Genomic DNA, 12845 nt, shown 5'->3' on the forward strand with positions numbered 1-12845 from the left:
CCGGCTCAGCCCGCTGCCATGAGCGGGATCTGATCGAGCGTCCCCTCGTGCTCGAGCTCGGCCGGGCCGGTCATGATGATGTGGTTGTCCGCGCGCCACTCGATGACGAGTGGGCCACCGGGCAGCGTCACCGTCACCTTGCGATCCGTGAGACCGATACGCGCCGCAGATACCGCCGCCGCGCACGCCGCCGAGCCGCAGGCGCGCGTGAGGCCCGTGCCCCGCTCCCATGTGCGCAGCGTAATGGCCTCGCGGCTGTCGATTCGGGCAATGGAGATGTTGGCGCGCTCGGGAAAGAGCGGGTGGTACTCCAGCATGGGCCCGATCCGGCCGATATCGATCACCGCGGGATCATCCACCCAGAACACGGCGTGCGGATTGCCGACATTCACGACGGCCGGCGAATGGATGATCGGCTTGTCGGCCGGCCCGACCTGCAGCTCGATGCGGCGCGTATCGTGAAAGGGCTCGGAGAGCGGAATATCCTGCCAGCCAAAGCGCGGCTGGCCCATATCGACCGAGATCGACCCAGGGTTCGTCACGTGCACGTCGAGCAGTCCGCCGGCCGTCTCGTACTTGAAGTCGGACCGCCCCGTATCGCGCGCAGCCAGCAGGCCCACGCACCGCGTGCCGTTCCCGCAGGCCTGCGCCAAGGAACCGTCCGTGTTGTAGATCAGGATCTGGGCGTCGAGCCCCGTCAGCGGCGGATCGTGCAGGACCATCATCTGGTCGAAGTGCGTCTCGGGCCGGGCGGCGATGGCGGCCGCTTCCTCGGCCTTGAAGCGCTTGGACGATCCGCGCAGATCGACGACCACGATCTCGTTGCCGAGGCCGTTCATCTTTGCATAGCGGATTGCCGAGGGCGCGCTCATGCGCCCATATATGGGAAAATCAGGCGCCGGCACAATCGCCTTGCCGGTGCGCACGGGGCCGCATGGGCCCATTTCCACGCCTGTTCAGTTCCTGTCCACCGCCCGATGCCCCCATCTCAGCCTGAGCCCGCACACCACGTCCCGCCCTCGCCCTGGGTTGCCCATTTCCTGGCCGGGGCTCCCCCAGACAGCCGCGTGCTCGACCTCGCCTGCGGGACCGGGCGGCACACCCGCCTGGCGCTCCAGCGCGGGCTCACCGTCACCGCCATCGATCGGGATACCTCACGCCTCGGCGATCTGGCCGGACATCCGAACGTCGAGGTCATCACGGCCGATCTGGAGGACGGATCGCCCTTTCCGCTGACAGGCCGCCAGTTCGGCGCCGTCATCGTCACGAACTACCTCTGGCGGCCGATCCTGCCGGCCATCTGCGCCGCGGTCGCGCTGGACGGCCTGCTCATCTACGAGACGTTCGCCCTCGGGCATGAGCAGCTCGGCGGCCGGCCGTCCAAGCCCGCCTTCCTCCTCAGGCCGAACGAGCTGGCCGAGACCGCGGTCGCCGCCGGGCTGCCCCTCATTGCCTTCGAGCAGGTTCGCGAGGACCACCCATGGCCACGCATCGTCCAGCGCATAGCCGCCGTCGGGCCGGCCCATCCATGGACCACCACCCCGCCGACCCGCTTCATGCCCTGACGAACTGCTCGCCTTGCCGGGCGCGTCGTCTATGATCACGCGAACGAACACAAACGCAGGAATAGGCAGCATGATACGGCTCGATGGCCCCCTCGTCCTCGCAGGTGCCGGCAATATGGGCGGCGCCATGCTCGCAGGCTGGCTGGCGCGCGGGCTCGCACCGTCCGACATCATCGTGCAGGATCCGGGTCCGCCGCCGGCCACGGCCGAGCTGCTGGCCAAGCACGGCGTTCGCTCTGTCCAGACGATCGAGAGCCTGCCAAAGCCGCCGTCCGTGCTGCTCATGGCCGTGAAGCCGCAGGTCATGGATCAGGTCTTTCCGCCGCTCGCCAAGCTGGCCGGGCCGAACAGCGTCGTGCTGTCCATCGCGGCGGGCCGCACCATCGCAAGCTTCGAAAAGTATCTGCCGGCGGGCTCGGCCGTCGTGCGCTCGATCCCGAACACGCCCGCTGCCGTCGGCCGCGGCATCACGGTCGCGGCCGCCAACACGCATGTCACTGCCCAACACAAGCAGACCGTGACGGAGCTTCTTTCCACGATCGGCGAGGTCGCCTGGGTGGACGACGAAGCGCTCATCGATCCCGTAACGGCCGTGTCGGGCTCCGGTCCTGCCTATGTCTTCTACATGGTCGAGGCGATGGCAGCCGCCGGCGTGGCCGCCGGACTCAAACCGGATCTCGCCATGCAGCTTGCCCGCGCGACCGTCACAGGCGCCGGCGAGCTGCTGCATCAGTCGCCGCTCGATGCCGCGACGCTTCGCCAGAATGTCACCTCACCCAATGGCACGACATTCGCCGCCCTGCAGGTGCTCATGGCCAAGGACGGCCTCGAACCGTTGATGACCGCCGCCGTCGCCGCCGCAACCAAGCGCTCGCGCGAGCTGGCGCAGTAGCCACGCCGACCTTGTGCGCCGGCCGCCAGTTCTTATCTCTGTTGCAGAAGTTTCATTCAGCGAGGTGCATCGATGATCGACACCACCACACCCAAGGGCCGCATACTCGCCGCCGCCCTGGATCTCGCCGCGGAGCGGCCGTGGCGCGACATCTCGCTCGCCGACATTGCCGAGAAGGCGGAAATCCCCCTCGTCGATCTCAAGGCCTCCTTCGACAGCAAGGCCGAGATGCTCGTCGCCTTCAGCGGCCTCGTCGATGACGAGATGCTGCGCCGAGCGCCGCGCCGCGCACCCGACCAGAGCACGCGCGATGCGCTCTTCGAGGTCATCATGAGCCGCTTCGATGCGCTCGGCCCCTACCGCGCGGCATTGAAGTCCATCGCAGGCAGCGGCTTTGCCGACATCGCCCACCTGCGCGCGGTCATGAATGCGCAGCACTGGATGCTTGCAGCGGCGGGCGTCAACGCGGAAGGTCCTGCGGGTGTCGCGCGCGCAGCCGGCCTCGCCACTGTCTACGCAAGCGTCTTCCGCACGTGGCTCGACGATGAGGATCCGGGCCTTGCCCGCACGATGGCCGCACTCGACCGCCGCCTGCGCCGTGGCGAGAGCGCGCTCAATCGCATGGATGAAGTGTGCAGCGGCGCCCAGCGCCTCGCCTCGGCCATCCTGCCGAGCATCTTCGGGCGCCGGACAAAACCGCGGCCTCAGCCCGAGGCGCCTGCGCCCACGCCGCCACCCGGGGTGTAAGAATATCTTCGGTCACTGATCATAGCACTGCAACCGGGCGCGCATTTTTCGAAGGTTTTATTGGGCATGAAAGGCATTGGCGGCCTTTTCTTCATTTTGTCCACGGTGCTCTGCTTCGGCTCGGGAGCCGTTAATTTGTTCCATGAGCTGAGGCTTCGGCGTGCCAAGGACGAAGCCAGCGCTGCGAAACTCGCCCTCATCCGACAGTGGCATTTCAAGTTTCGACTGTTCTTTGTGATCTTGGGTTTGCTCGGCTTCTGGGGTTCGGTCATCTTCGGCGGCAAGAGTGGCAGCTAACAGGCTCCGCCCCTAGACCGCGCGCTCGACGCCAATACCGCGGCAATCCATCTCGTACTCGAGCTCGACGACGGGCGGACGCGCGAAGTGCCACGTGAGGCCGCAGCGGGCCGCCCCTCGCCGCACGATCTCGCTTGCAAGGAAGGGATGCGGATCGTGGACCGTGTAGAGCTGCGCCGCCGTCGACTGCGCCCAGGTGAAGCCGAGCAGCCCCATGCGCCGCTCCATCTCGGTCAGCACGAAGCGCGCTTTTTCCGTGAGACCCGCAGGCGAGAGGTCGCCGCGCCGCGTGATGTGATCGCGGTAGTTGGCCTTGCCCTCCGGCGCCTCGCCGCTGCCGGCCACATGGAAGGAGGGAGCCGCGTCCGCATCGGGAACGGTGAAGACGAACGCATGGAATGACGGACCGGCCGGCTTCTCGATCTCCGGGCACACATTCGAGCGCGCCACCGGGTTCGTGCGCGTGGCAGGATCGAAGATGCCCCACTCGGCGAGCGTGCCGACGTAGATCTCGTTGAAGCTGCGGAAGCCCTCCTCGCTGAAGGGCTCGGGCGAGCGCAGCTCACAGGCCGCGAATGATGTGAGCGGACGGCCGGCCGCGCGGATGATCTCCGAGATGCGCGCGAAACCCTCCTTGAGCGGCACCGGGTTCTTGAACATGACGCGCTCGAGGCGATAGCCGGGCTCCGCCGCGACGCCGCCCGAGTACTGGAACACAGCCGGGATGTAGCGGTAGCTGCCAGGGCCGAAAGTAGCGGTGCCCATTGTGACGTCTCCTGATCTTTTGGATCTGCTTTGATCTCACACTAGTGTCCCGATTCCGAAGTTCGCTTACCCTTGATGCTGGCGTCCCGAGCGAACTTCGGAATCAAAAGGGACACTAGAATCATAGACTTGCTAGTGTGATTCAGATCGAGAAATTCGCTCCATACCATGCCGCGAGATAGGGCGAATTTCTCGATCATCACTCTAGCCGGAAAAGCAGGCGCGCGCGCCATTGCATAAGAAAACGGCCCGGACTTGCGTCCGGGCCGCCTGTTACAGAGCTGAAAGCCTGATCAGTTGGACTTCGAGAGAGCGGCGACTTCCGCCGCGAAGTCCGTCGTCTTCTTCTCGATGCCTTCGCCGAGAGCATAGCGAATGAAGCCCTCGACCTTGATCGGGCCGCCGACGGCCTTTTCCTCGCCCTTGAGGTACTGCGCGACGGTGATCTTGCCGTCGCCGCCGGGACCCATGAAGACCTGCTCGGTCAGCACGACCTGGCCGAAGAACTCCTTGCGCAGACGCCCCTCGACCATCTTCTCGACGATCTCCTTGGGCTTGCCGCTCGCCAGAGCCTGCTCCAGGTACACCCCGCGCTCGCGCTCGATGAGCGCCTTGTCGAGCTGCTCGATGGTGGCCGCCTGAGGGCTCGCCGCCGCGACGTGCAGCGCGACCTGCCGGCCGATCTCGGCGAGCTTCGCCTTGTCGCCGCCCGAGCTCAGCGCCACGAGCACGCCGATGCGGCCGACGTTGTCGGCAACGCGATTGTGGATGTAGCTCGCAACAGCACCGTTCGGCGACGAGAGCGAGGCCGTGCGGCGCACGCTCATGTTCTCGCCGATGGTGGCGATCGCCTCCTTGACGTGCTCGTCGACCGAATGCCCCTTGCCGGGGTAGGCCGTCGCGAGCAGCTTCTCGAGGCTGCCGTCAGCCTTGATCGCGAGCGCCGCGATCTGGCGCACCATCGCCTGGAAGGTCTCGTTGCGGGCGACGAAATCCGTCTCCGCGTTGACCTCGACGAGCGCGCCGGTCGAGCCCTCGAGAGCAACGCCGATGAGGCCGTCCGCAGCGACGCGGTCCGCCTTCTTGGCAGCCTTGGAAAGGCCCTTCTTGCGCAGCCAATCGACGGCCTGCTCGACGTCGCCGCTGGTTTCGGTCAGCGCCGTCTTGCAGTCCATCATCCCTGCGCCGGTCTTGTCGCGCAGCTCCTTGACCATGCTGGCGGTCACGTTTGCCATTGGCTGTCCTGTCTAGGTTCGGGCAGCGCGGGCTCGAGCCCTTCGCTGCGCTATAATGAGAGCACGCCGCATTTTGGGCGGCGTGCAAGCTGTTGCTTATATAGTGAGCCTGTCGCACGGCGACGACAGGCGGCTCGAAGTGGCGGATTGTTAAGCCGCCGCCTCATCGACAAACTTCTTGGCCTGCGCCACCCAATTGTCGCGGGCGACCCGGCCATTGAGCTTCAGCGCGCCATCGAGCGCCGCAATGCCGTTCGCGTCGAGGTCCGAGATCTGCCAGAAGTGATAGACGCCGAGATCGTTGAGGCTCTGCTCGAGCTTCGGGCTGATCCCGCTGATGCGCTTGAGGTCGTCCGCTTCGCCGCGCGGCGCGTCGATGCCGACGAACGCCGGAACGTCGGGCAGCTCCTCCTCTGGCGGCGCCTCGGAAGCACCGACGTCGATGCCCGCCGAGCTCTGGCTCCGGCCGAGACCGTCGATCGCGGCACGCGCGATGAGGTCGCAGTAGAGCGTGATCGCGCGGCCAGCGTCGTCATTGCCGGGGATCGGGAAATCGATGCCGTCGGGATCGCAGTTCGTGTCGACCACGGCGACGATCGGGATCTTGAGCTTGCGCGCTTCCTTGATCGCGATGTCCTCCTTGTTCGTGTCGATCACGAACAGGAGGTCCGGGAGGCCGCCCATGTCACGGATGCCGCCAAGACCCTGGTTGAGCTTGTCGCGCTCGCGCGTGAGGTTGAGCAGCTCCTTCTTGGTGCGGCCGTGGGTGTCGCCACCGAGCATGTCGTCGAGCTGGCGCAGGCGGCGGATCGACTGGGAGATGGTCTTCCAGTTGGTCAGCGTGCCGCCGAGCCAGCGGTGGTTGATGTAGTACTGCGCCGAGCGCTTGGCGGCGTCGGCAACGGCCTCGCCGGCCTGCCGCTTGGTGCCGACGAAGAGCACGCGGCCACCCTTGGCGACGACATCGCTCACCGCGACCAGCGCCTGATGGAACAGCGGCACGGTCTGCGCGAGGTCGACGATGTGGATGTTATTGCGGGCGCCGAAGATGAAGGGCGCCATTTTCGGGTTCCAGCGGTGGCTCTGGTGGCCGAAGTGAACGCCAGCTTCAAGGAGCTGACGCATATTGAATGCAGGCAGGGCCATGCGTAAGGGCTTCCTATTTTCCGGTTGATCCTCCGCCCACCTGAGAAGGCCCTCACCGATGGGATCAACCATCGGCAAAAAGCCCACCGGAGCGTCGGCCCGGGCTTTTGGTCGGGCGCGGCGCGCAAGGTGTGCGTGTGAGATGCGGGCTGTTTAGCCGCAGGAGCAGCTTTTGGCAAGGCCCCCGCGCTCTGTCACATTCCAGGCGCCCGACAGGCCCTGATGGAAAAGCAGGCAGTTTTCCTTCGTGACTTCGGTCAGGTCTTTGAATACAGAGAGCAAAAATCGCTGCCCGAGGGAGCCCGTGCCCCAGTCCGCCCGCAATCTGATCGCCGACCCCGTCGCCAAGACAACGACGCTGACGGACCTCGCCTATGCCCGGCTCGAGGAGATGATCGCGACGTTGCTGCTGGCGCCGGGGGAATTCCTCTCCGAGCAGGTGCTGGCGGAGACGGTCGGCCTTGGCCGCACGCCGATCCGGGAAGCGCTCCAGCGCCTCGCCCGTGAAGGGCTCGTCAGCATCCTCCCGCGCCGCGGCGTCCAGGTCACGCCGATCGATGCCGAGGAGCAGCTCCTCGTCGTCGAGGTGCGCCGCGAGCTCGAGCGTCTGATCAGCCGTAGCTCTGCGGCGCGCGCAACCGAAGAGCAGCGCGCCTCCTTCGCCGCCATTGCCGACGGGCTCGACCGCGCCGGCCGCGCCAACGATGCGCTGGAGTTCCTGCGGCTCGACCGCGAAATGAACCTTCTGATGCTGGACGCGGCCCACAACACGTTCGCCGTCCGCACCATGCAGCTCCTCGCAGGGCTTTCGCGGCGCTACTGGTATCAGCATCATCGCGATGCCGCCGACCTGCCGCTCTGCGCACGCCTTCATGCGGCGCAAGCCCGCGCCGTTGCTGCGGGCGATCCGGACGCAGCCGCCGCCGCCTCGGATGCACTCATGGATTATGTCGCGGCATTCACGAAGGCAGCGCAGCCCGAACAGGAGTGAGCCGGCGCGTCCCGCTGCTCACGCCGCAACGGCCCGCATCCGCTCGATCAGCTCGGCGCGCGTGACCTCGTCATAGATTGCGACGATGTCGAGCAGGATCGCATCCACGTCCTCGTCCGACATGGCGTTGACCGTCGCGAAGACGGCCGAACGCGTCGGCTCGTTGTAGGATCCCTGCAGCCGGCGGACGAGGCGCCCGATCCAATCTCTCAGCTCGGGATCGTTGACCTGGCTCCCAAGCTCCGCAACCACCAGCATCTGGCGCTCGGCGACGCCGAGGAGGCGCTGGCGCGGCGTCGCGCACCGTGTCGCGAGCTCGAGCACAGCCTCGTGAAGCTGTTCCCAGCAGGCCACGATGGCTCCTGGTGCGCTTGTCCTCATACCTGAGCAGTCCCTTCTGTTAGCCGGCGGCGCACCCCTCACATGTTTCATAGTCGTACGGCGATGTGGGGGGAATATTACCGAGAGGGAAACAGAGTTGCGCAAACGGTGCTCTGACTAATATCAATTTTCTGTTTCGCCTCCGGCTAGGCCCCCGAGCGCTCCTTGCTGATCATCCCGCGGGTATCCATGACGCCGGTGATCTCGTCGAGAATGGCCGGGTCGTCGATGGTCGCCGGCATCTTCCAGGCCTCGCCGTCGGCGATCGCGCGCATGGTGCCGCGCAGGATCTTTCCTGAACGCGTCTTCGGCAGGCGCGGAACGGTCATCACCTGCTTGAACGCGGCCACGGGACCGATCTCCTCGCGAACGAGCTTCACGACCTCGGACTCGATTTCCTTCGTATCGCGGTTCACGCCAGCATTGAGCACGATGAAGCCCATGGGGATCTGCCCCTTGAGCTCATCGGCAACGCCGATCACGGCGCATTCGCCGACATCCTTGTGCTTGGCGACGACCTCTTCCATCTGCCCGGTCGAGAGGCGGTGGCCGGCGACGTTGATCACGTCGTCCGTGCGCGCCATCACGAAGACGTAGCCGTCCTTGTCGATGTAGCCGGCGTCGGATGTCGTGTAGTAGCCCCTGAAGTCCGAGAGGTAGCTCTTGCGGAAACGCTCGTCGTTGTTCCAGAGCGTCGGCAGACAGCTCGGCGGCAGCGGCAGGCGGACGGCGAGCGTGCCTGTCTCGCCGCGGCGCACCTCGTTCCCTTCCGGATTGAGCACTTGCAGATCGTAGCCCGGCATGGGCACGGTCGGTGAGCCGTACTTGACCGGCAGCGTGCCGAGCCCGACGGGATTGCCCGCGATCGGCCAGCCCGTCTCGGTCTGCCACCAATGATCGAGCACGGGCACCTTGAGATGCTGCTCGGCCCACTTGATGGTCTCGGGATCGGCCCGCTCGCCGGCAAGAAAGAGCGTGCGGAATTTGCTGAGATCGTACTTCTTGATGAACTCGCCGTTCGGATCGTCCCGCTTGATGGCGCGGAACGCGGTCGGCGCGGTGAACATCGCCGCGACCTTGTGCTCGGAAATGACGCGCCAGAAAGCACCGGCATCGGGCGTACCGACGGGCTTGCCCTCGTAGAGGATGCTCGTCGCGCCGTGAAGAAGCGGCGCATAGACGATGTAGCTGTGCCCCACGACCCAGCCGACGTCGGATGCGGCCCAGAACACGTCGCCCGGATCGACGCCGTAGTGGTTCTTCATGGTCCACTTGAGCGCGACCATGTGCCCGCCGTTGTCGCGCACCACGCCTTTCGGCGCGCCGGTCGTGCCCGACGTGTAGAGGATGTAGAGCGGATCGGTCGCCGCGACCGTCACGCACTCGGACTTGTGCCCGCGCTTCTTCGCATCGGCGACGAGCGCTGCCCAATCATGATCACGGCCGGCGATGAGCGATGCCTTCTCCATCGGCCGTTGCAGGATGATGCAGTTCTTCGGCTTGTGCGCGGCGATCTCGATCGCCTTGTCGAGGAGCGGCTTGTAGGGAATGACGCGCGCCGTCTCGATGCCGCAGCTCGCGGTGAGCACGGCGACGGGCTGGCAGTCATCGAAACGCGTCGCGAGCTCGCTCGCCGCAAAGCCGCCGAAGACCACGGAATGGATGGCGCCGATGCGGGCGCACGCGAGCATGGCGATCGCGGCTTCCGGCACCATCGGCATGTAGATGATGACGCGATCGCCTTTCTGGACGCCGAGATCCTGGAGCACCGCACCGAGCGTCGCGACTTCGTCGGTCAGCTCCGCATAGGTGTACGACTTGACCGTCTTAGTTACCGGGCTGTCGTAGATCAGGGCCTTCTGCTTGCCGCGGCCGGCGGCGACATGGCGGTCGAGGCAGTTGTAGGCGGTGTTGCACTCGGCGCCGACGAACCACCGCCCGTACTCGCCGAGATGCGGATTGAAGACCTTGGTCGCCGGCTTCACCCAGTCTATCTCTGCCGCCGCTCTCGCCCAGAAGTTTTCCGGGCAACGTTTCCAGTCAGCATAGACCTCGGCGTAGCGGCTCACTGTACGGCCCTCCGTAGATTCCTGCAGTATGATCTGCCTTTTCACCACCGATCCGACGCCCGCCGCAATAGGAAAGGCGTAGGGTCCCGGCCACCCTCGGAATGGCCGCTATGAGCGTGCGGCAACCATGCCGCGGAATTTTTCGAGTGCTCCCGCCTCGATCTCGACGGCCAGCAGGCGGGCAGGATCCACCGGCCCGGGCAGCCTGATCTGGCCCGGCGGGACCCGAATAAACCCGAGCCGCCCGTAATAAGCCATGTCGCCAACGAGCAGGACGAGCGCCTCGCCCCTAGCACGCGCAGCATCGAGAACTTCAGCAACGAGGCGGCGCGCATAGCCCCGGCCTGCCAGCTCGGGGGTGACGGCCAGCGGCCCAAGCAGGAGCGCACCCGGACGGCCACCGATCGTGACTTCAGTCATGCGGACGGCAGCGATGAGCCGATCAGCCTGCACAGCGACGCGACAGTAGGGTGACAGATCCGGCGCCCCCTCACGTACGCGATAGGCCGTCCGCGCAAAGCGGCCGGGACTGAACGCGAGTGCCTGCAGGGCCACGATCGCTGGCAGATCCTCTGGCACGGCAGGCCGTGTCTCGACGGCAAGCACATCACTGGTCATCAGACAAAAGGCCCCGATGTATCCTGGCGCCACGCCACTCAGATGATAAAGCGCGCCCCGGCCGGCAGTCGGCCAAGGCGCGCCGGGAAGCACCTAGACCCGGCGATCTCCGGCGTCAATCAGACATATGGAGGGAGGCGGCAGCGCTATGCGCTTGGCGTCTCAAGAGATCGGGCGCAAGATCATCGCGAGGGTTGCGCTTGCACGTCGCGCATCGGGGCTGTAATGCAGCCCAGCTCTCTCAGGCCACGAGGACGCTCACCAGGTGTACAATTGCTCGAAGTGTCCCGGATTCTGCTGCTCATATCCGGTGATCGCCATCAACAAGCGAGATGTCGAGCGGCTCGCGCGCTATCACGAGGTCTCCTTTGACACGGCCGTGAAGCGCTTTACCAAGCGCGCGCATGGGCACAAGTACCTGCTGCGGCGCAAGGCCGATCCGCATTTCGGCAAGATCTGCCGCTTCTTCGACACCGAGGCGCGCCGCTGCACGATCTACAAGGCGCGGCCGTCGACGTGCCGCTCCTATCCGGGGCCGGGCCGCTGCGGCTATTACGACTTCCTGAGCTTCGAGCGCCGCGCCCAGAACGATCCCGAGCGCGTCGCGGTCACGGATCACAGCGAGAATTAAAGCCGACACGCGGACTGCGTGCTCCCTTCCCCTTCTCCCCGTGTTTACGGGGAGAAGGTCGGGATGAGGGGCGGGAACTTGTGCTGACGTTTGCGTATGCCGCCGCCCCTCACCCTAACCCTCTCCCCGTAAGCACGGGGAGAGGGGACTAGAGGGACACCGCTGCTCGGCCGCCTCGATTTCGCGCTGTCCGCATGGCCGCCGCGGGCATGGCACCACGGAAGAATGCGATAGCACCTCTTCCCAGCAGCCCGCGGCCAAGAATGGAGCTCCGCCGCGGGCATAGCACAACAGTGGAACGCGGCAGCACCTCTTCCCAGCAGCCCGCGGCACTTTCAATAAGACTTAGGCAGCCCCAACTGCCGCTCGGCCACATGCGAGAGAACGAGCTCGCGCGAGACCGGCGCGATGCGCGCGATGAGGATCTCGCGCAGGTAGCGTTCCACGTGGAACTCCTTCGCGTAGCCCATGCCGCCGTGCGTCATGATCGCGGTCTCGCAAGCCTCGAAGCCCGCTTCGCCCGCGAGATACTTCGCCGAATTCGACTCGATCCCGCACGGCAGGCCGCGGTCGTAGAGCGAGGCCGCCTTGAACACCATGAGATTTGCCGCCTCGAGGTTCATCCAGCAGCGCGCGAGCGGATGCTGAATGGCCTGGTTCTGGCCAATGGGCCGGCCGAACACGACGCGGTCCTTGGCGTACTGCGTCGCACGATCGATGGCCGCGCGACCGAGCCCCACGGCCTCCGAGGCGATCAGGATGCGCTCGGGGTTCATGCCGTGCAGGATGTACTGGAAGCCCTTGCCTTCCTCGCCGATGCGATCCTCGATCGGAATGTGAAAGCCGTCGAAGAACACCTGGTTGGAGTCGACGGCCTTGCGGCCCATCTTCTCGATCTCGCGCACCTCGACGGTCTTGCGGTCGATGGTCGTGTAGAAGAGCGAGAGGCCTTCCGTCGGCTTCTTCACCTCCTCGAGCGGCGTCGTACGCGCGAGCAGCAGCATCTTCTCGGCGACCTGCGCCGTCGAGATCCAGATCTTGGCGCCGTGGACCTTGTAGCCTGAGTTGCCATCGCGCACCGCGCGCGTCTTGAGGCGCGTCGTGTCCAGGCCGACGTTCGGCTCGGTGACGGCAAAGCAGCTCTTCTCCTTGCCGGCGATGAGCGGCGGCAGCATGCGCTGCTTCTGCTCATCATTGCCGAACACCACGACCGGGTTCAGGCCGAAGATGTTCATGTGGATCGCGGAGGCGCCCTGCATGCCGGCGCCCGACTCCGCAATGGCCTGCATCATGATCGCAGCTTCGGTGATGCCGAGACCTGCGCCGCCGTACTGCTCCGGCATGGCAATGCCGAGCCAGCCGTCAGTAGCCAATGCCTGATGCAGCTCCACGGGAAAGCCGCCGTGACGGTCTTTCTCGAGCCAGTAGCTGTCGCCGAACCGCGCGCAGACCTTGAAGATCGCATCGCGGATGCCCTGCTGCTCCTCGGTGAAGGAGAAATCCATGCG

The 12845-nt window shown here is 65.7% G+C and carries 14 protein-coding genes; 6 read left to right on the forward strand and 8 right to left on the reverse strand.

Going from position 1 to position 12845, the window contains the following annotated elements; translation table 11 throughout:
* Nucleotides 1–5 precede the first annotated feature (5 nt).
* Entirely contained in the window at nt 6–872 is an 867-nt protein-coding gene (gene dapF / locus CS1BSM3_RS08740) for a diaminopimelate epimerase (protein WP_072386767.1), read from the reverse strand.
* A 195-nt stretch (nt 873–1067) separates the two neighbouring features.
* On the opposite strand from dapF, the gene CS1BSM3_RS08745 reads away from it, so the two are divergent.
* From CS1BSM3_RS08745 to CS1BSM3_RS08760, 4 genes are all read left to right on the forward strand, one after another.
* Nucleotides 1068–1565 (forward strand): class I SAM-dependent methyltransferase, encoded by a 498-nt coding sequence (locus CS1BSM3_RS08745; protein ID WP_210188752.1) that lies wholly within the window; start codon nt 1068–1070, stop codon nt 1563–1565.
* A 70-nt stretch (nt 1566–1635) separates the two neighbouring features.
* On the forward strand, nt 1636–2457 hold the full coding sequence (gene proC / locus CS1BSM3_RS08750; protein ID WP_072386588.1) for a pyrroline-5-carboxylate reductase: 822 nt from the start codon (nt 1636–1638) through the stop codon (nt 2455–2457).
* Nucleotides 2458–2529: 72 nt separating this feature from the next.
* On the forward strand, nt 2530–3204 hold the full coding sequence (locus tag CS1BSM3_RS08755) for a ubiquinone biosynthesis protein COQ9 (RefSeq protein WP_072386589.1): 675 nt from the start codon (nt 2530–2532) through the stop codon (nt 3202–3204).
* A 66-nt stretch (nt 3205–3270) separates the two neighbouring features.
* Nucleotides 3271–3501 carry a hypothetical protein gene (locus CS1BSM3_RS08760; protein ID WP_072386590.1) on the forward strand — a complete coding sequence of 77 codons (231 nt, stop codon included), beginning with the start codon at nt 3271–3273 and terminating at the stop codon, nt 3499–3501.
* Nucleotides 3502–3513: 12 nt separating this feature from the next.
* Here the strand turns inward: CS1BSM3_RS08760 and CS1BSM3_RS08765 are convergent, their stop codons facing one another.
* The 3 genes from CS1BSM3_RS08765 to CS1BSM3_RS08775 form a co-directional block, all read right to left on the reverse strand.
* Entirely contained in the window at nt 3514–4266 is a 753-nt protein-coding gene (locus CS1BSM3_RS08765; RefSeq protein WP_072386591.1) for a 2-amino-5-chloromuconate deaminase CnbZ, read from the reverse strand.
* A 293-nt stretch (nt 4267–4559) separates the two neighbouring features.
* On the reverse strand, nt 4560–5501 hold the full coding sequence (gene tsf, locus CS1BSM3_RS08770; protein ID WP_072386592.1) for a translation elongation factor Ts: 942 nt from the start codon (nt 5499–5501) through the stop codon (nt 4560–4562).
* 150 nt (nt 5502–5651) lie between these two features.
* A complete protein-coding gene (locus tag CS1BSM3_RS08775) occupies nt 5652–6647 on the reverse strand; it encodes a 30S ribosomal protein S2 (protein ID WP_072386593.1) in 996 nt (331 codons plus the stop codon).
* A 304-nt stretch (nt 6648–6951) separates the two neighbouring features.
* Between CS1BSM3_RS08775 and CS1BSM3_RS08780 the strand changes: the two genes are divergently transcribed.
* Nucleotides 6952–7638 (forward strand): GntR family transcriptional regulator, encoded by a 687-nt coding sequence (locus CS1BSM3_RS08780; protein WP_072386594.1) that lies wholly within the window; start codon nt 6952–6954, stop codon nt 7636–7638.
* 18 nt (nt 7639–7656) lie between these two features.
* Here CS1BSM3_RS08780 and CS1BSM3_RS08785 read toward each other — a convergent pair whose 3' ends face one another.
* The 3 genes from CS1BSM3_RS08785 to CS1BSM3_RS08795 form a co-directional block, all read right to left on the reverse strand.
* Entirely contained in the window at nt 7657–7992 is a 336-nt protein-coding gene (locus tag CS1BSM3_RS08785; RefSeq protein ID WP_072386595.1) for a hypothetical protein, read from the reverse strand.
* A gap of 173 nt (nt 7993–8165) precedes the next feature.
* Entirely contained in the window at nt 8166–10088 is a 1923-nt protein-coding gene (locus CS1BSM3_RS08790; protein ID WP_072386596.1) for a propionyl-CoA synthetase, read from the reverse strand.
* Between the two features lie 108 nt (nt 10089–10196).
* On the reverse strand, nt 10197–10706 hold the full coding sequence (locus CS1BSM3_RS08795) for a GNAT family N-acetyltransferase (protein ID WP_072386597.1): 510 nt from the start codon (nt 10704–10706) through the stop codon (nt 10197–10199).
* A 265-nt stretch (nt 10707–10971) separates the two neighbouring features.
* On the opposite strand from CS1BSM3_RS08795, the gene CS1BSM3_RS08800 reads away from it, so the two are divergent.
* Nucleotides 10972–11337, forward strand: coding sequence for a YkgJ family cysteine cluster protein (locus CS1BSM3_RS08800; protein ID WP_072386598.1), 366 nt, complete (start codon nt 10972–10974; stop codon nt 11335–11337).
* 335 nt (nt 11338–11672) lie between these two features.
* On the opposite strand, the gene CS1BSM3_RS08805 is transcribed toward CS1BSM3_RS08800, so the two are convergent.
* Nucleotides 11673–12842 (reverse strand): acyl-CoA dehydrogenase family protein, encoded by a 1170-nt coding sequence (locus CS1BSM3_RS08805; protein ID WP_072386599.1) that lies wholly within the window; start codon nt 12840–12842, stop codon nt 11673–11675.
* Nucleotides 12843–12845: the final 3 nt, after the last annotated feature.

The organism is Hyphomicrobium sp. CS1BSMeth3 (genome assembly GCF_900117415.1).
In the GTDB taxonomy this organism is placed as follows: domain Bacteria; phylum Pseudomonadota; class Alphaproteobacteria; order Rhizobiales; family Hyphomicrobiaceae.

Bases quoted from the DNA above. Each gene is read 5' to 3' on its own strand.
- CS1BSM3_RS08765 (WP_072386591.1), bottom strand. From the start codon at position 4,266: ATGGGCACCGCTACTTTCGGCCCTGGCAGCTACCGCTACATCCCGGCT.
- CS1BSM3_RS08795 (WP_072386597.1), bottom strand. From the start codon at position 10,706: ATGACCAGTGATGTGCTTGCCGTCGAGACACGGCCTGCCGTGCCAGAG.
- proC (WP_072386588.1), top strand. From the start codon at position 1,636: ATGATACGGCTCGATGGCCCCCTCGTCCTCGCAGGTGCCGGCAATATG.
- dapF (WP_072386767.1), bottom strand. From the start codon at position 872: ATGAGCGCGCCCTCGGCAATCCGCTATGCAAAGATGAACGGCCTCGGC.
- CS1BSM3_RS08760 (WP_072386590.1), top strand. From the start codon at position 3,271: ATGAAAGGCATTGGCGGCCTTTTCTTCATTTTGTCCACGGTGCTCTGC.
- CS1BSM3_RS08805 (WP_072386599.1), bottom strand. From the start codon at position 12,842: ATGGATTTCTCCTTCACCGAGGAGCAGCAGGGCATCCGCGATGCGATC.
- CS1BSM3_RS08775 (WP_072386593.1), bottom strand. From the start codon at position 6,647: ATGGCCCTGCCTGCATTCAATATGCGTCAGCTCCTTGAAGCTGGCGTT.
- CS1BSM3_RS08755 (WP_072386589.1), top strand. From the start codon at position 2,530: ATGATCGACACCACCACACCCAAGGGCCGCATACTCGCCGCCGCCCTG.
- tsf (WP_072386592.1), bottom strand. From the start codon at position 5,501: ATGGCAAACGTGACCGCCAGCATGGTCAAGGAGCTGCGCGACAAGACC.